This window comes from Bifidobacterium ramosum (assembly GCF_009299505.1).
GTDB classification, from domain to species: Bacteria; Actinomycetota; Actinomycetes; order Actinomycetales; family Bifidobacteriaceae; genus Bifidobacterium; species Bifidobacterium ramosum.
Window position 1 is genome coordinate 92,396 of the sequence record NZ_WBSM01000012.1, and the last position, 18,071, is coordinate 110,466.

Genomic DNA, 18,071 nt, shown 5'->3' on the forward strand with positions numbered 1-18,071 from the left:
ATATCACCACAACGGAGTGCAGGTCCGGCGAAAGGAGTGACCATGGCAACCTCGACTCTGTATGCGCCCGAGGTGGACGGGCTGACGCGCATCGGCAACGCGCATGCGCCGGATCTGATTCTGCCGCTGGGCATGCTGGCGCAGACGCTGATCGCGCTGCTGCGCAACATCGTGCCGGTCGGCGGGCTGCGTTCGCTGTGGATCGAATCGGAACGAGGGCCGATCGAGGCGTTCGGCACCTACGAGACACTGCACGACCAAGGTCTGTTCGACACGTATGCCGAGTTCGAGGATCACTGGCACGCCTGTTATCCGTCCAACCGGAAGTGGTATCGGATCACGTACGACGAACGCGGGGACGCGCCGCGGTTGTCCGTCAACGACCGGTTCGCCGTGCGGTTCGTCGCGGACGCACCGGAATGTTCGGATCCGGCGTTCGCGATGCAGCTGCTGTCGTGGCTGGTCAAGGGCGCCGAAACGTGCGTCCGGCAGTGCGCGCAAGGCACGTATAACGAGCGGATCAGCGAACAGCTGCCGTTCGACATGCGCATGGGCGTGCTGTCAAGAAAGGCGTATTGGTCGATTTTCCCGGAAAGCCGCGAGTATGTCCGGCGCATGGTGCGTGACAAGGACATCGACCGGTTCGTCGCGCTGTTCGGTGGCGAGGGCCGGCAGGGCGGCGTTCACGTCGATGGCCCGCTCGGCATGCCGGCGGCCGGAACGACGGACGGCTTGCCGACGATGAGCGTGAACGACTACTTGCACGTGTGCCGCACCACATATCTGGCGTTGGGATTGTCCGAACCCATGACCGATGCCACGCCGGCGGATTGGCATGCCGCATACGCGAATCCCGTGGGCCGGTCGATGGCGGCCCTCGATCGGGACGATCCGAAGGAATTCGCCTCGTGGATTGCCGACGGGCGGGATGACGGGCATACGTGGGAGATCGCGCCCGGCCCCGGTTTTTCGTGGTTCACTTTGACGCCGGTGCGTCGCGACGACCGGTGGCTGCTGGAGTTGCGCAGTGCGGCGTATCCGATGTGCGCCGATACGATTCGGCTGGCGCTGCTGCTGCACGACACCGGGTTGCCGGTGACGGTGCCGAACGCTCGCGAGCTGGCCAACACGGTGCGTGGCGACGACAGCATCGGCATCCTGCCGCATTATCTGATGCCGCCGTATGACGACGTGGCGTTTCCGGACGCCGCGGTCACCGAATACATCGCATTGCCATATGAACGTATGAAGGAGGTGATATTGCACGCACGGTGGTATCCGGTCGAGGAGGTTCGGTTATTCGACCAGACCGCGGAGGAGCCGGTCGACGATGTGCCTGCCGTCACCGGTCGTGGATGTCCAGATACCGGCCGGTGATGCTGGCGGCGTCGGCGGCGATCTGTTCGGGAGTGCCGGTGGCGACGATGCGCCCGCCCGCTTCGCCGCCGCCGGGGCCCATGTCGATGACGTAGTCGGCGTTGGCGATCATGTCGAGATCGTGTTCGATGACCACGACGGTGGCACCGGCGGCGACCAGCCGGTCGAATACGCGCAGGAGCACGCGTACGTCAAGCGGATGCAGGCCGATGGTCGGCTCGTCGAAGACGAACACGGCGTCGGACTGGGCCTTGCCCATTTCGCTGGCGAGCTTCAATCGTTGCGCCTCACCGCCCGAAAGGGCCGGCGTCGGTTCGCCGAGGGTGAGATATCCCAGGCCCAGCTCATGCAGCGTGCTGAGCCGCGCATGGACGGTGCGCAGGTCGCCGGTCGCGGCCAGCGCCTCGTCGACGCTCATCGACATGAGCTGCGGCAGACTGAGTTCGCGCCCGTCTTTGGCACGGCGACGAATGTCGGACGCCGCTGGGGCGTACCGGCTGCCGCCGCAGTCGGGGCAGGTGATGTCCACGTCCGGCAGGAACTGCACGTCCAGCGAGATCATGCCGGTGCCGTCGCAGGTCGGGCAACGCAGACGGCCGGTGTTGTAGGAGAAGTCGCCGGCCTTGTAGCCGGCGGCCTTGGCCTGTTCGCACCGCGCGTAGGCGCGTCGCAGATCGTCGTGGACGCCGGCGTAGGTGGCGACGGTGGAGCGGACGTTCGCGCCGATCGGCGTCGCGTCGATGAGGTTCGCCCGTCGTATGCCATCCGCACTGATCGCATGCACATGCGGCGGCAGTGCGGTCCCGTCCGCTGCGGCCCGCAGCGCCGGAATAAGCGTTTCGAGCACCAACGTGGTCTTGCCCGAGCCGGAGACGCCCGTCACCGTCACCAACCGCCCGCGGGGAATATCGACCGACAACGGCTTGACGGTATGCAAGGCGCCGGTCGACAGGTGAATGCGGCCGACACCGAACATGTGGCCGGGCTCAACCCGGGCGCGCACGCGGGTCTGGCCGTTCTCCCGCAGGAACGGCGCTATGCGGCTGCCGGGGTTCGTCTCCACGTCGGCGACGGAGCCCTGCGCGATCACCTGCCCGCCGTCGGCACCGGCCACCGGCCCCATTTCGATCAGATGGTCGGCGGCGGCGAGCACGCGCACGTCATGGTCGACTACCACCACGGAGTTGCCGTCCGCCACCAGATCGCGCATCACGCCGAGCAGTCCTTCGACGTTCGACGGGTGCAGGCCGATAGACGGTTCGTCGAGCACGTACAGCACGCCGGTGGTGCGGTTGCGCACGGCACGCGCCAGTTGCACGCGCTGGCGTTCGCCGGTGGACAGGGTCGAGCCGGCGCGCTCGAGCGACAGGTAGTCGAGACCGAGTTCGATCAGCCGTCGTGCCGTGTCGAGGAAGGATTCGCCGATGTTCGTGGCCATCGCGCGCATGTCGTCCGGCATGGTGGCGGGCACGCCGCGCACCCAGTCCACCGCTTCGGCCAGCGTCATCGCAGTGGCTTGGGCCAAGTCGATGCCGCGCACGTGCGGCGCACGAGCCTTGGCGCTCAGTCGCGTGCCGGCGCAGTCGCTGCAGGGACGTTCTTCGAGGAATCGGGCGACGCGTTTGAGCCCTTTCTCGTCCTTGGCTTTGGCGAGCGCGTTCTCGACCGTATAAACGGCGTTGTAGTACGTGAAATCCAGTTCGGCGAAGTCGTCGCCCTTCTTCGGCCGGTACAGGATGTGCTTTTTGACGGCCGGCCCGTTGAACACGATGTCGCGCTCCTCGGGAGTCAGGTCGCGGAACGGCACGTTGGTGCGCACGCCCATCGCGCCGCAGACCTGTTTCATGAGGTCCCACATCAGCGAACCCCACGGCAGCACCGCGCCGTCGTCGATGGACTTGCTCTCGTCGGGTACCAACGCCGCACGGTTCACCACGCGCACGATGCCGGTGCCGGAGCAGGTCGAGCATGCGCCGCCGGAGTTGAAGGCGAGGTCTTCGGCGCCGGGCGCCCGGAACGACGCGCCGCAGCCGGTGCAGATGATCGGCAGGTCGGCGGCCACGTTGATCGTCGGCTCGTTGCGTGTCCCGCATTGCGGGCAGACGTGCGCGGCGCACCGCGAGAACAGCAGTCGCAGGCTGTTGAGCAGTTCGGTCATCGTGCCGAACGTCGACCGGATGCCGGGTACGCCGGGCCGCTGGTGCAACGCCAGCGCCGCCGGCACGTACCGCACGTCGTCCACCTGCGCGCGGCCGGCCTGCGTCAGCCGTCGCCGGGTATAGGTCGACAATGCCTCCAGATACCGCCGCGATCCCTCCGCATACAGCACGCCCAACGCCAGCGACGATTTGCCCGAACCGGACACGCCCGCGATGCCGACCAGTTCGTTCAGGGGAATGTCGACGTTAACATCCTTGAGATTGTGCACGCGCGCACCGCGCACCTCGATCGCGCGCGGCCGCCGTTCGACCGTGTCCGTATCCCGCATCGTCCCCATCGCTGCCTCCGATCGTCGTCGGAACCGCCCGCGCTCGCACGCACGCGGTTCCCATACTCCCCCACTGTAGGCCATACGCACCCGCGCCCACGGTTCGACGCCGCCTTCGACTACGCTCGGTACCGTCAGAAAGGATGTTGGCATGACCGTTGACTTCGATACGCCGGTGGACCGTTCCGGCACCGATTCGCTCAAGTGGGAGGAGGCCGGCGACGCGCTGCCCATGTGGGTGGCGGACATGGATTTCGCGACCGCGCCCGCGATCCGCGAGGCGCTGCAGCGCCGTTTCGACAACGGCGTGTTCGGCTATTCGATCGTGCCGGACGCGTGGGAACAGGCGTACGTCGACTGGTGGGGCACGCGGCATGGCCTCGTGATCGACCCGCAGTCGCTGATCTTCACGACGGGCGTGATTCCGGCGATCTCGAGCATGGTGCGCAAGCTCACCACGCCGGCCGAGAACGTGGTCATCCAGACGCCGGTCTACAACATCTTCTTCAATTCGATCCTCAACAACGGCCGCAACGCGCTCGAGTCGCAGCTCGCCTACGATGCCGTCGCCGGACGCTACACGATCGACTGGGCCGATCTCGAGGCGAAGCTCGCCGATCCGCAGACTTCGCTGATGATCCTGTGCAATCCGCACAATCCGACCGGTATGATCTGGGATCGCGCAACGCTGGCGCGGATCGGCGACCTGTGCTGGGAGCATCACGTCACGGTGATCAGCGACGAGATCCACTGCGATCTGACCGATCCGGGCGCCGCGTACGTGCCGTTCGCGTCGGTAAACGAACGGTGCGCGGCGATGTCGGTGACGTGCATGGCACCGACGAAGGCGTTCAACATCGCGGGGTTGCATACGGCGGCCGTGATGGTGCCCGATCCGACGCTGCGGCACAAGGTGTGGCGCGGGCTCAACACCGACGAGGTGGCCGAGCCGAATGCGTTCGCGATTCCGGCGGCGATCGCCGCGTTCGAGCATGGCGGCGAGTGGCTGGACGAATTGCGCGCGTATCTGGCCGATAACAAGCGCGAGGCGCGACGGATGATCGACGAATATAACAGTACCGCTTCGGCGGATCGACAGGTCACGTTGGTCAGCGGTCCGGCCACGTATCTGCTATGGCTTGACTGTGCCGCGTTCATCGGGACCGCCGGACGTTCTGCTGCTGATGACGACGCGGACGGCTTGCGGGACGACGGCACGCGGAGGACCGGCGGCCGGTTCGCCGATGCCACCGCATTGTGCGATTGGCTGCGTCGGGAGCATCGTGTGATGTTCTCGTCTGGCGTATCGTTCGGCGGCAACGGGAGCCGGTTCATCCGCGTCAACGTCGCCTGCCCGCGATCGCAGATGCGAGAGGCATTCATCCGCCTGTTCGCCGCTCTCGTCACGCTCTGATATCCCGGTGCCCCGCCACGTCCGATATCCCAGCGTCCCGCCATGCTCTGATATTCCAGTGTCCCGCCATACTCTGATCTCCCAGTGCCCCGATACCTCGCCGCTCCCGACACCAGTCCCCTGAAAGCATCACCACTCCAACGAGCATCTCCCTCTAACGGACATACAGCCGATTACGCCGTCCAATCGGCTGTATGTCCGTTGAAGGTAGGAGCAGAAGCCTCTTTGAGCCTCTGTACCAGCACATATTCGCACGCCTCATCTCCGTTCCCTCTCAACGGACATACAGCCGTTTTCATCGTTGCAATCGGCTGTATGTCCGTTGAGAAGGGAACTGCGGTCTCCCGGAAGCATCGAACGGGCAGACCGGTCGACCGCTCCGCCGTATCGGCGCAAGAAATTCGGGGAATCACCCCCATCGTCCTGAAATCCTTGCACTGACCGTCCCCCAGCGCAAGGATTTCAGGAAAACATCCCCACAGTCCCGAATTTCTTGCACTGACCAAATCTCAGCACAAGAAATTCGGGAACGACCATCACCCTCGGCAGACATACAGCCGATCGTGCGGAGAAAACGGCTGTATGTCCGTTGGAAGGTAGGAGCAGAAGCCTCTGTGAACCGCCTTATCGCGCACATTCGCACGTCACACGCCCCAATCCTCAACGGACATACAGCCGATTCCGGCCATCAAAACGTCTGTATGTCCGTTAGAGAGAGGGTGGCAAGGGAACACAAAAGGGAGCAAACGCAAGAAAAGACGCCAAGCAACGCCTCGTCCCGACCTAGAAGCGGATGAGCGACTTGATGACCTTGCGCTGATCCATCGCCTCGTAGGCGTCCTGGATGTGGTCGAGATCGTATTCGCCGGTGAACACGCGGCCGGGGTTGATCTCGTGACGGAGTACCGCATCGAGCAGACCGTCGGCCAGATCATAGTGGCGCACCGGCGCCGGACCGCCCTTGATGCCGATGTTGCCGTAGAACGTGCCTTCGGCGCTGATCTCCACATCGTGCGGCAACCCGACACGGCCGATCACGCCGCCGCGGCGGATCAGCCCGATCGCCGTGTCGAACGACTGCTTCGAACCGACGCATTCGAGCACGGCGTCCGCGCCGTAGCCACCGGTCATGCCGAGCACGGCGTCGATCGCGGCCTGATCGCGCTCGGCCACGACGTCGGTTGCGCCGAACTCGCGCGCCACGGCCGCACGGTCCTCATGCCGGCTCATCGCGATGATTCGCGCCGCGCCGCGCATTTTCGCCGATAGCACACCGCACAGGCCGACCGCACCGTCGCCCATCACCACGGCGGTGTCACCGGGCTTGACTTCCGCGGACACGGCCGCATGATAACCGGTCGACATCACGTCGGCGATGGTCAGCAGCGAGGCGAACGTCGCGTCGTCATAATCCTCCGGCGCGCCGGGCACGACGACGACCGTGCCGTCGGCCTCCGGCACACGCACGTACTCGGCCTGGCTCGCACCGAAGTAGCCGCCGTGCGGGCACACGGACTCGAATCCGGCCTTGCACACCGGGCACACGCCGCAGCTGTACGGGAACGGCAGCACCACGAAATCGCCCGGCTTGACGGACGTCACCGCCGAACCGACCTCCTCGACCACGCCGATCGACTCATGGCCGATCTGCGCATGGCGCGGGTGGTCGGACAGCCCGCGGAAATACCACAGGTCCGACCCGCATACACAGGCGCGCACCACGCGCACCACGGCGTCGGTATCGGCCTCCAGCCGCGCCTTCGGCACCTCCTCGACGGCCATATGGCCCGGTTCCACGAAGATCGCGGCCTTCATCGTTGCGCTCATGTTGACTCCTTACGTTGATCGTTGACATTGCCCACGCTAGGAAGTTCGAGCACTTGAAGTAAAGCGGGCGACACGCCGGCGGCCTGTACACGACACGCTTGATGTGTTTTCACAAACCGCAATATGCCGCCGCTCCCGGAAACGCATCGTGCGTGTCGTGATCACCCGCCCGGCGTGTCGCCGCGACCTTCCCCCAAACAACACCCGCGGCCGCATACCGATTTATCGGTACGCCACCGTCAATCGCACACATAACCCCGCAGCGCAACCACCCCCGCGCAGTACCGTGATCCCCAGAAAACAGACGATGTCGTCCACAAGGACCCGATTATGCCCACCATGCAACGATTCCGCACACGCATCTCACATCTCACACGGTCATGCGTCGCCGCAACGGCCGTCATCTGCCTGTTGGCGACGTCATTGGGAGGCTGCACGATCGGCAGACGATACGATCACGACACGGGGCCCATCGAACTCACCGTCCGGCCGATGGACAAGGACGGCATTCAGGAACAGCTGCGCCGCAGCGCCTATCCCGGCCCCGGCTACCGCTATGCGAATCCCAGCCGCCCGTCCGAAGTGAGCGGCACGATCACCTACTTCATGCGCGCCGCGAAGCACACGCTCAGACTGCTCGACACCGTCGCGCTCACCGATCCGACGCCGCTGCTGGACGTGCTGCCGGACCGCTCGACATACGACATCCTGTACACGTTGCGATCATTGGCAGACCCACGTTCAACGCTCGATGACGGCACGATCACGAAGCTCAAGCAGCTCTTCGACGCCCAGTACGACCGGAAGTCCGGCGCGTATCTGCAGGACGTGAACGCCGCCACGATCAACAATCCCAACGGTTCCACCGACTCGGGCAGCGACTCCGGCGTGCAATCGATCGCCGACACAACCGTTCAGCGGACACCGGATCTGCTGAACACCTACCTCATCGTCGAATCCAGCGAACTACTGGGACTGGAGCATCAGCCGATCCGCACCTGGCTGACGTCGTATGCCGACGACGCGCTGGCGCATCTCGACGAGACCGACCCTCACGGCTACACGCTGCTGTACGAACTCATGGACCTCGAGCACATGCATCCGGCCGACCGGTTCCGTCCGGTGCTGGACATGTACGTCAGCGAGCTCAAGCGCGTTGCCGGACGGATCGAAGCGGACGAGTCGATGACGATCGGCCTCACGGCGTACGGTGCGGTGCGGCTGATGGAGCGGCTCGGTGTGGACGTGACACCGTATCGCGAGACGATACGCCGCGCACTGCTCAATGATGATGGCAGCCTACGCGATGATCTGTTCGAGCTGTACAGCCCGGAACGCATGTACTACGCGTATTACGCGCTGTGTGCGGTCGATCAGGACTGCGCGGCGGTACCCGGCGTGCGGAAGGCGATTGACGACGACGATCATTATCTGTACGACGACGAGACGTATGGACGGATTCTTTCGTACAACGATCCGGGCGCCATCGACACGCAGGACGCCGATCAACTCATCACCGCGCTGCAGTTGAAGGATTACGTCGGCATCGACCAGTTTCTGCAGGACTATCATGACCGGCTTGATCTGCAATCGTATTCACTGGTGCCGTATCTCACGCTGCTGCAGCGCCACGGCAAGATGGACATCGTCGACGATCGGTGCGACGAGATCGCGGATCGGCTGCGCAGCCTGGTCACGGATTCGATGGGTTCCGACGACACGGCTCCCGAATCGTTGTGGCAGTTGTGGCAGGCGCGGCATCTGTATGACGCGTTCGGCGTGGATTGGACGAATCAGACGAGACTGCATACGATCGCCACGAAACGATGGTCGACCGGACAGCCACGGTACGATCTGCTGTATGCCGTCTGCCAGCTCGGTGCCGCCGACGTGCTGCATCTGACGCGCTCAGAGGTCGACCGGCTTGTGGAACGCGTGATCGACCGGTTCTACGACTACCAGTCGTCCAGCGATGTCGAATCGCGCATGCAGCTCGAATCCATGACCGTCACCGCGTTACAGGAACACGATGTCGTCATTCCCAGCACCATGCTGCTACTGATCAATCAGGACGTCGATCGCATGTCCACCGACACCGGCCTGTTTCGTTCCGGCCTGTCGGACGCTGACAGCATCACCTTTGAGAGCACCGCCAATGCCCTCACCATCAAGGAAACCATCACCAATCAACTGACAAGGAGAACATCATGAAGCACAGATTGCTCGCGCCGCTGGCAATGACGACGGCAATGGCAGCAACTGCTCATGGGACATAAAACTGCTCAAAATTGCGTTAAGACAACGGAACAACGACCCGCATCACCCAATTTCCAGACTCCACATCAAAACCGATTTCACCATGCAAGGATTCAATAATGGATTGATGATATTGCAATCCTCTTCCAGATGACGAACAGTAATTGACATTGTTATCATGTATAGTATTCATTTGAACCAATGAAATACTGGTCTGATCAATCATCAACGAAAAGAAAAATACATCGGAATTCGGATTGCAATGACGCAAAATATTCGTTGAACATTCCTTCATCAAACTCGAAAACTCATTAAATATAGATTTTGCTATTCTACAACGCCTTCCCTCAAAAAAACATGTGCCTTTAAAGCCGACATCGTGCAAGGATTGCTCTACATCAAGGAGTCTTTCCTCCAGCGTCTTTGCGTCAATTTCCTGACAGTCATCAGGAACGGATCCGTGCAACCAATCCAGTATTCCGCGCACATGCACGAATGATCTTTCAGTACGGTCAAAAACCAATCTCCACGCTTCAGCCCCGGACACGTCACCGGACATACGACAATGACGTTGCTGCGTTTGCGCAATTATCGATATGAAAGACAAATCATTGGTCAATGAATCATGCAGCTCACGAGATAAGAGAAGATCACGCTGCATATATTTCAAAGATTCAACTTGCTGTTTCAACACGATATTGCGCTTTTCAATATCATTGATCTTACGAGTCCACGCAATGGCCCAGCCAGCTATTGCGGCAACCAAAATAAGCACGGACATCGTTGATGTGTATCGATATGATGCAATACCGTCTTGCATCATGCCAGTACTCCATATAAACAAACCGAGACCAACAAGAGCTACACACCCTATCTTTTTAGACTGGGTGGCGCAAATAACCGCGACGGCAAAACAAAGACCAGGTATGGAATCATCTCCGGGAACCTGTGGGATCAACACCCCAATGATGTAGACGAACAATACTGCGCATGAGGCAGGAAATGGCGCTATTCCAATACATGCCACACAAATCGCATGAACCACCAAAAGAACGATGCTTACCGGATTCTGTTCGCTTGTCACCAAACTGGCAATGACATCCAACAGAGCAATGGAAACCGCCAACGCCAACGTCCAGGAATGTTTCATCCGCGCAAAACGTCCGCGAACATATCTGCGGATTCCAGCGACCGTCATCATTCATTCACCGACTTCCGTTGAAGCGATACCATTGAATGGCGAGTTCCACACGATTCGCGACGCCGGCCCTTCTGCAAGCGTTGCGGAACAACGTATCGACGGTCGCTTTGGCGATGCCGAGACGAGACGCTATCTGTTCCGACGAATATCCCTGGACGCACAGTCGAATGACGTCGTTTTCGCGCATCGTCAAGGATTCGATGCCTTGCGTCTTGTGCGAACGAACCCGGATACATGCATCCCGTGCCGATTGGAAGACGACGCCCAACGAGTTGTCGGAATAGCTGCCGAACCGATCGTCGAGGATTCGACGGATGGCCCGTTTCAGTTCACCGAACTCCCCCTGCTTGGCGATGATGCCCTGGGCTCCCGCATCGGCAACTTGCTGCGCGTAGTCGGACAGCGGGAACGACGTCATCGCCAGTATCGCCGGACGTTCGCCCTGCCTGCGGATCTCCCGGCATACCGCGGGACCGCTGGCGCCTTCCAGCGACATGTCCAGCAACAGCAGATCAGGGCACGTGCCCTCCACACGAGTACGGGCAATCGCCGTGCCGCCCGATTCCGCGGTCCACAGCACCGGGCAATCGGGCAGGATCATCTTCAGGGCATTGCCCAACGCCCACAATACGGTTTTGTCATTATCAACGATCGCCAACGATCCGCAACAGGCACGCGCTTCCATGTGACGGCTCCTTTGTTTACAACGTTGTAATTCTATTATTTACCATGCGACACGCCGGCGGGGTGATCACGACACGCTTGATGTGTTTTCGCAAACCGCAATATGCCGCCGGTCCCGGAAACGCATCGTGCGTGTCGTGATCACCCGCCCGGCGTGTCGCCGCAACCATACCCCCGTCACCCCGTCATTCATCCCCAGCAACCGTCCAGAAAACATCCAGAGACCCTTGCCGAACCCGCCAGCCGACCTTGCGCGCCACTCCAGCGCGCTCCACGAAACCGGCCGTTTACTGGAGTCATCCAAGCGAAAGGATGCGATCATGAACAAGAACAAGCGCCCAGCAGCCCGTCGTAACGGCACCGCCGCAACCCGCGCCACCCTTGCCGCACGACCGACACTCGCCACGACCAAGCTCATCGCCCTCGCCGCGGCCGTCGCCCTCGCCGGCGGCATGGCAGCAGGCGCCGGCACCGCCTACGCCATCCGCCGCAACGACAACGGCGCGAACACCATCACCATGAGCACCCCCGGCGGCATGGGCGGCGGCGCGAACACCATGAGCTACGACTACTCCGGCTCCTACACCGCCGCGCTCACCGCGGACGGCACCGACAAGACCTCGACCGGCGAGACGACCGAGGCCACGACCGCCGACCAGAACGTCGCCCTCGCCCAGAACGGCGGCACGCTCACGATCAGCAACGCCACGCTCACGAAGTCCGGCGACTCCGACAACGCCGACAACAACAACTTCTACGGCACCAACTCGATCTCGCTGACCGTCGGCGACAGCTCGAAAACCGTCATCTCCGGCAGCACGCTCACCGCGTCGAGCTCCGGCTCGAACGGCGTGTTCGCCACCGACTCGGGCACCGCGCTCGTCTACGACACGACGATCAAGACCACGTCCGACAATTCGCGAGCGCTCGACGCGACCTACTCCGGCACGATCCTCGCCGGCAAGGTCACGGCCGACACGCAAGGCGACCACAGCGCGACCGTGGCGACCGACCGTGGCGGCGGCAATGTGTCCGTCACCGACTCGACGCTGTCCACGGCCGGCTCCGGTTCGCCGCTGCTGTATTCGACCGGCGACGTGCAGGTCAACAACGTGACCGGCACCGCCACCGGCAGCCAAATCGCCGGCATGGAGGGCTACAACACGATCCTCATCAACAACTCCACGCTGGAAAGCACGAACACCGGCAAGACCGGCTCCGACCCGATCGCCAACGGCGTGATCATCTACCAGTCCACGTCCGGCGACGCCGAGTCCTCCACCGGCGAGCACGCGACGTTCCAGGCGAAGGACTCCACGCTGAAGTCCGCGATCACGTCCGGCTCGATGTTCTACTTCACGAACACGACCGCCGACGTGGTGCTGTCCAACACCACGCTCGACTTCGATACCAGCAAGGCCACGCTGATCAACGCGTCCGGCAACGACTCCAACAACTGGGGTTCGGCGGGTTCGAACGGCGCGACGGTCACGTTCACCGGACGTGCGCAGACGTTGGAGGGCGACGTGACGGCGGACACGATCTCGTCGGTCGACCTGTATCTGCTGGAAGGCTCGACGTGGACCGGCGCGGCCTCGATCACCGAGAACTCGTCGGCGGCGAACGGCTCGACCAGCGACGCGCCGATCACCGTGAACGTTGACGGCACGTCGACGTGGGTGGTCACCAAGGACACGACAATCTCCGCGCTGAACGTCGCGTCCGGCGGCAAAATCGTCGACGAAAACGGCGATACCGTGACGATCGTCGCGAACGGCAAGACCGTGGTGTCGGGCGACAGCGACATCACCGTGACCGTGACCGGCTCGTACTCCACGACCGTCGACGCCGGCTCCGATACGGAACTCGCGACCGAGACGATCGACCGCTCCGACTTCGACAGCCAGTTCGGCACCAGCACCAGCTGGACGATGGCATAGCCGAAGGCCACCCATCACCCCCGTCATCGATACACCCCATATTCACACGTCATATCCATCGCGAAAGGAACCATCATGAGCAACGACACCACCAAGATCACCGACACCACCACCGAGACCGCCGCGACCGAGGCACTGCCATTGGCCGAGCAGACGACGCAGACCGAGCGGACGGCGCAGACCACGACCATCCCGTCGGCGAGCGCACCGGCGGCATCGACCGGCCTGTTCGCGCACGACGACGGCACCGCGACGGCGACCGACCGGTCCGGCGAGCAGCGGACCGAGTCGTCCGAACAGTCAGGACGGTCGTACGGTCAGCAGTACGGCGCCACGTATGGTCAGAGCGGCCAAACGTATGGTCAGCCGGAACAGCAGTACGGCCAGAACGCGCAGCCGTACGGATATCATCAGCCGTACGGCCAGTATGCGCAGCCGGGCCAGCCCGGTCAGCCGAATGGAGCCAATCCGTTCACGCCGAACGGCCAGCAGTACGGTCAACCCGTCCAGCCGATGCAGGGCCAGGTACCCGCGCCGAAGCAGCATGATCCGAAGGCCAAGTTCTGGGCGATCGTGGCCGGCGTCTCGCTGGTGTGCGGCTTGATCGGCGGCGCGGCCGGCGCGGCGATCGTGAACGCGGTCAGCGGCGGCAACGACGGCAACGGTTCGAGTCAGCAGATGCAGATGCCCGGCGGCGGCATGGGCGGACAGTCCGGTCAGTCCGGCAACTCCAACGGCCAGATGGGCGAGCCGCCGAGCGGCGGCATGGGCGGCAACGGCCAGTCGGGTCAGTCCGGTCAGTCGGACAGCCAGTCCGGCAGCGGATCCGACAGCCAGTCCGGCAACAGCAGCTCCAATGATTCGAGCAGCTACACCGGCAGCGGCTCGATCGAGTCCTGATCCGGCAGACGGTCGTCGGACGTTGGTCGTCGGACGCCGTCCGACGACCAACCAACGATCACCGATTGACGATCCGTTACGATCCGATCATCAATCACCGCGAACGATCACCGTCACTCATCGACCGACATCACGAATGGCTCCCCGCCACGCGACAGCGCACGGCAGGGAGCCATTCGCATGACGCCACATAACAGCGTCACATCAGCGTCACGCCGCTGCCGCACACAACGTCCGCCGACTACAGCACCACCGCCGACACCACAGTCAACGTGAGCAACGAACACAGCGTGGTCACAAGCACGAAGCCGACGCCGTATTCGGGCATGTTGTTCGTGCGGCCGGTGAACATGGCGATCGTGGTCATGGTCGGCAGGGCGGAGACGAGCGTGATCATGAGGATCATGTCGTGCGTGATCGGCATGGGCAGAAAGCCGGCGATCGCGTTGAGCAGCGCGTAGAACCCGAGCGGGAACGCGATCATCTTGACCAGCATGCCGACGTACAGTTCGTAGCGCGTAAGCACCGTCCACCAACGGGTGAGCGCGAACAGGCCGCCGAGGTAGATGAGCGACATCGGGGTCGCCATCGCGCCGATCTTCTGCAGCGGCGCGAGCACGATCGGCGGAATCTGGATGCCGATGAGGATGAGGATCAGCGCGGTCATGTTGCCGATGAACGCGGGGTTGACGAACCGGTGCAGCAGGCCGAGCACGCGGCGGCCGAACGACGGGCGCGGCGGACGCACGGTTGCGGGTGTTGCGGCTGCCGTCGTTGCAGCAACGTTGTCAGCCACGGCGGCCTCTCCCCCATCGCGCTTCATGCCGCTCTTCGCATCGTCCCCGTGCACCGGCTCGCACAGCCACACACCATACGTCCACAGGATCGTCTGGTCCACGAACGACATCAGCGCCACGAACAGCGCGGCCTCCTTGCCGAACAGCGATAGCAGAATCGGAATGCCGATGAAGCCCGCGTTGCCGAAGATCATCGAGCACTGGAAGATATGCGAACGATTGCCGCGCAGCCGCAGCACATGCGCGACGACGAAGAACACGGCGATCAGCAGCGCGTACATGATGATCGTGAGCACGATGTCGCCGCGGTTGTCGATGAGCTGCGCGCGCGTCGTGCCGTCCACCGCGTTCGAGAACACGAGCAACGGGATGAGCACGCTCAGCAGCAGCGAACACATGCCGTTGAGCGCGGTCTGACCGTACAGCCGCAGCCGCACGCAGATATAGCCGACCATAAGCATGATGAAGAAGCCGACCAACTGGCCGACCACGATTGCGAACTGTCCCATTCCCCGTTCCGATCCTCTCTCCGTTGCGCCGCTGACGCCGGTCCGCGGCAGCATCGCGCCCCGCCATCAGCGTGCCCGCGATGCGTCCATCGCGCGTTCACCGCGCACCCACCGTACGTTCGTCACGCGCTCACTGCACGTACCGGCGCCGCGCATAGACGCCCCAGTCCGGCCGCGGCTCATGCTCGCGGATGCTGGTGCGCACGTCGCCGTAGAAGTCGAGTTTGCGCAGCACGTGATCGTAGGCCGCGTCGAGCGCGCGCCGCTGCTCCTCGATGGCCTCGCGGCGGTGTTCGAGCAGGTCCATCATCTCGTCGATGTGGCCGGCCTCGTCGGCTTCGTACGTGAAGAACCGCTTGAGTTCGTCGATGGTCATGCCAGCGTCCTTGAAGCAGCAGATCGAGCCGAGACGGTCGACGTGTTCGCGACGATAGATGCGCTGCCCGGTTGCGGTGCGGCCGACGTTCGGCAGCAATCCCTGATCCTCGTAATAGCGCAGCGTCGATGGTTCCATGTGGAACCGGTCGGCCATCTGCCGGATCGTGTACGTCTCGTCATTGCGATCGCGATCGGTCATCGTATCGTCTCTCCTGTTTACCTCATGTATCCGATATGACTTTACTCGCAACGTTGCGACACGCCGACGACATAATCACATGCGCCACAACTTGCGTTCAAGTACACTTGAAGCGCAATGATAGTACTAACAGTTGCCGAACATGCGTTTCGTATGACAATACGTGACCGTGACACGAACCGTGCGGACGGCAGCCGACGACCGTACACCAAACCGTGACATCACCGTCACGGCCATCATCAATGGGAGGATGATATGTTCGAACCGACTTTCGACTACGCGCCCGCGGCCACCCGGTACGATTCGATGCGCTATAACCGTTGCGGCACCAGCGGATTGAAATTGCCGGCGATCTCGCTCGGTTTCTGGCACAACTTCGGCGACATCACGCCGTACGAGCAGATGAAGGCGCTCGTCTTCACCGCGTTCGACCACGGCATCACGCACTTCGACCTCGCCAACAACTACGGCCCCGAGCCGGGCGCGGCCGAGAAGAGCGCCGGTCGGCTGATCCACCAGTACTTCGCCAAGCACCGCGACGAGCTGATCGTCTCCACCAAGGCCGGCTATGAGATGTGGTCCGGCCCCTACGGCTTCGGCGGTTCACGCAAGTACCTGATCTCCTCGCTCGACCAGAGCCTCGAACGGCTTGGCCTCGACTACGTCGACATCTTCTACCATCACTGCCCGGATAACGACACCCCGCTCGAGGAGACCATGGGAGCGCTCGCGCAGATCGTGGCGAGCGGCAAGGCGCTGTACGTGGGCCTGTCCAACTACGACGGCGAGCGTCTCGCGAAGGCGTCCGCGATCCTCGACGAGCTGCACGTGCCGTTCGTGATCAACCAGAACAAGTACAACATCCTCGACCGCACGGTGGAGCGCAACGGGCTCAAAGACACGGCCAAGAAGCTCGGCAAGGGACTGATCACGTTCTGCCCGCTCGAGCAGGGACTGCTCACCGACCGTTACCTCAACGGCATTCCGGCCGATTCGCGCGTGGCGCACGATCCGCGCTTCCTGCACGAGGATCGCGTCGAGAGCGTGCACGCGAAGATCGTCGCGCTCAACGACATCGCGCAACAGCGCGGCCAGACGCTCGCCGAAATGTCGCTCGCGTGGCTGCTGCGCGACGACACGGTGACCAGCGTGCTCGCCGGCGCGTCGAAGCCGCAGCAAATCCTCGACAACATCGGCGCGCTGAAGAACACCGAGTTCAGCGACGATGAACTCGCCGCGATCGACAAGATCGCACTGGGCTGAGCCTCGCTCCTCACGGTTCCGGGACGGCGCACGATGCGGCCGTTCCGGAACTCTTCCGCAGTCTCGTCACTCATTTATTCGTCATTACTTCGTCTCACGCTCCACTCTCTCTTTCCTTTTCATTTCTTTTCCTTGACGGACATACAGCCGATTGCGACGGCGGAATCGGCTGTATGTCCGTCGAAGGGAAGAGGTTCGGAATCGACACGACCGTTCCAGTATGCGTATGCTTCCGCCTCACCCTAACGGTCACATACTCGTCTCGTCCTAGCGGCTGCACGCTCGTCCCACCCTATAAACGGACATGCAGCCGAAACGAGCCGGCAGATCGGCTGTATGTCCGTTAAGGAAAAAGCCTGACGTCGATACGACTATCCCACAATGTATACGCTCTCATCCCGCCCTAACGGACATACAGCCGAAACGAGCGGGCAGATCGGCTGGATGTCCGTTAGGATAACGGACACATGATTTCGGAACGGTCGTACCCGATTCTGCCTCGTCCTCTTTAACGGACATACAGCCGATTTCGACGATGCAATCGGCTGGATGTCCGTTACGAGTAGGTCGCAGCCACTCATCATCCGTAAATGATCTCCGTGACATCCGTATGTCATCCCCATATCATCCGTAAGTCACCGCTATCATCCGCCGGCGCAGGAAATTCGGGAAAACAGGCCGTTCGTCCCGAATTTGTCGTACTGACCGCGTCTCAGCGCATGTAATGTCTCGGGGCCTAAATGACGCATGTGTCGGGGCATGGTTGACGGTATGTCCTGGGGCATGGTTGACACATGCGTCATGTCGGTGTCATTCAACTGTCGGTTTGTTTCTTGGC

13 protein-coding genes are annotated in these 18,071 nt (G+C 62.3%); 6 read left to right on the forward strand and 7 right to left on the reverse strand.

Annotation, left to right across the window (positions count from 1 at the left end):
* Positions 1 to 42 precede the first annotated feature (42 nt).
* Entirely contained in the window at positions 43 to 1,377 is a 1,335-nt protein-coding gene (locus DSM100688_RS10175) for a hypothetical protein (protein WP_152358982.1), read from the forward strand.
* Here the strand turns inward: DSM100688_RS10175 and DSM100688_RS10180 are convergent.
* Complete coding sequence (locus tag DSM100688_RS10180) at positions 1,343 to 3,865, reverse strand: excinuclease ABC subunit UvrA (RefSeq protein WP_420837503.1); 2,523 nt, start codon at positions 3,863 to 3,865, stop codon at positions 1,343 to 1,345. The genes DSM100688_RS10175 and DSM100688_RS10180 overlap by 35 nt on opposite strands.
* Positions 3,866 to 4,016: 151 nt before the next feature.
* Between DSM100688_RS10180 and DSM100688_RS10185 the strand changes: the two genes are divergently transcribed.
* Positions 4,017 to 5,279 (forward strand): MalY/PatB family protein, encoded by a 1,263-nt coding sequence (locus tag DSM100688_RS10185; RefSeq protein ID WP_152358984.1) that lies wholly within the window; start codon positions 4,017 to 4,019, stop codon positions 5,277 to 5,279.
* A gap of 783 nt (positions 5,280 to 6,062) precedes the next feature.
* On the opposite strand, the gene DSM100688_RS10190 is transcribed toward DSM100688_RS10185, so the two are convergent.
* Complete coding sequence (locus tag DSM100688_RS10190) at positions 6,063 to 7,106, reverse strand: zinc-dependent alcohol dehydrogenase family protein (RefSeq protein WP_152358985.1); 1,044 nt, start codon at positions 7,104 to 7,106, stop codon at positions 6,063 to 6,065.
* A 330-nt stretch (positions 7,107 to 7,436) separates the two neighbouring features.
* On the opposite strand from DSM100688_RS10190, the gene DSM100688_RS10195 reads away from it, so the two are divergent.
* Positions 7,437 to 9,317 carry a hypothetical protein gene (locus DSM100688_RS10195; protein WP_152358986.1) on the forward strand — a complete coding sequence of 627 codons (1,881 nt, stop codon included), beginning with the start codon at positions 7,437 to 7,439 and terminating at the stop codon, positions 9,315 to 9,317.
* Positions 9,318 to 9,399: 82 nt separating this feature from the next.
* Here DSM100688_RS10195 and DSM100688_RS10200 read toward each other — a convergent pair whose 3' ends face one another.
* Positions 9,400 to 10,563 carry a sensor histidine kinase gene (locus DSM100688_RS10200; protein ID WP_152358987.1) on the reverse strand — a complete coding sequence of 388 codons (1,164 nt, stop codon included), beginning with the start codon at positions 10,561 to 10,563 and terminating at the stop codon, positions 9,400 to 9,402.
* Positions 10,564 to 10,567: 4 nt separating this feature from the next.
* Positions 10,568 to 11,248, reverse strand: a complete 681-nt coding sequence (locus tag DSM100688_RS10205; protein ID WP_152358988.1) for a response regulator transcription factor — start codon at positions 11,246 to 11,248, stop codon at positions 10,568 to 10,570.
* 319 nt (positions 11,249 to 11,567) lie between these two features.
* Here DSM100688_RS10205 and DSM100688_RS10210 point away from each other — a divergent pair, with 319 nt between their 5' ends.
* Together DSM100688_RS10210 and DSM100688_RS10215 are read left to right on the forward strand one after the other, a co-directional pair.
* A complete protein-coding gene (locus DSM100688_RS10210; RefSeq protein WP_239519425.1) occupies positions 11,568 to 13,187 on the forward strand; it encodes a beta strand repeat-containing protein in 1,620 nt (539 codons plus the stop codon).
* A gap of 75 nt (positions 13,188 to 13,262) precedes the next feature.
* Positions 13,263 to 14,087: a hypothetical protein gene (locus DSM100688_RS10215; protein WP_152358989.1), complete on the forward strand. Its 825-nt coding sequence runs from the start codon at positions 13,263 to 13,265 to the stop codon at positions 14,085 to 14,087.
* A gap of 241 nt (positions 14,088 to 14,328) precedes the next feature.
* On the opposite strand, the gene DSM100688_RS10220 is transcribed toward DSM100688_RS10215, so the two are convergent.
* Both DSM100688_RS10220 and DSM100688_RS10225 read right to left on the reverse strand, forming a co-directional pair.
* A complete protein-coding gene (locus DSM100688_RS10220) occupies positions 14,329 to 15,393 on the reverse strand; it encodes an AEC family transporter (RefSeq protein ID WP_152358990.1) in 1,065 nt (354 codons plus the stop codon).
* Between the two features lie 130 nt (positions 15,394 to 15,523).
* Positions 15,524 to 15,970, reverse strand: coding sequence for a MerR family transcriptional regulator (locus tag DSM100688_RS10225; RefSeq protein ID WP_152358991.1), 447 nt, complete (start codon positions 15,968 to 15,970; stop codon positions 15,524 to 15,526).
* Between the two features lie 255 nt (positions 15,971 to 16,225).
* On the opposite strand from DSM100688_RS10225, the gene DSM100688_RS10230 reads away from it, so the two are divergent.
* Complete coding sequence (locus DSM100688_RS10230) at positions 16,226 to 17,233, forward strand: aldo/keto reductase (protein ID WP_152358992.1); 1,008 nt, start codon at positions 16,226 to 16,228, stop codon at positions 17,231 to 17,233.
* A 644-nt stretch (positions 17,234 to 17,877) separates the two neighbouring features.
* Here DSM100688_RS10230 and DSM100688_RS11945 read toward each other — a convergent pair.
* Positions 17,878 to 18,071, reverse strand: a 194-nt coding sequence (locus tag DSM100688_RS11945; RefSeq protein WP_205730652.1) for a hypothetical protein, incomplete at its 5' end; no start/stop codon positions are given.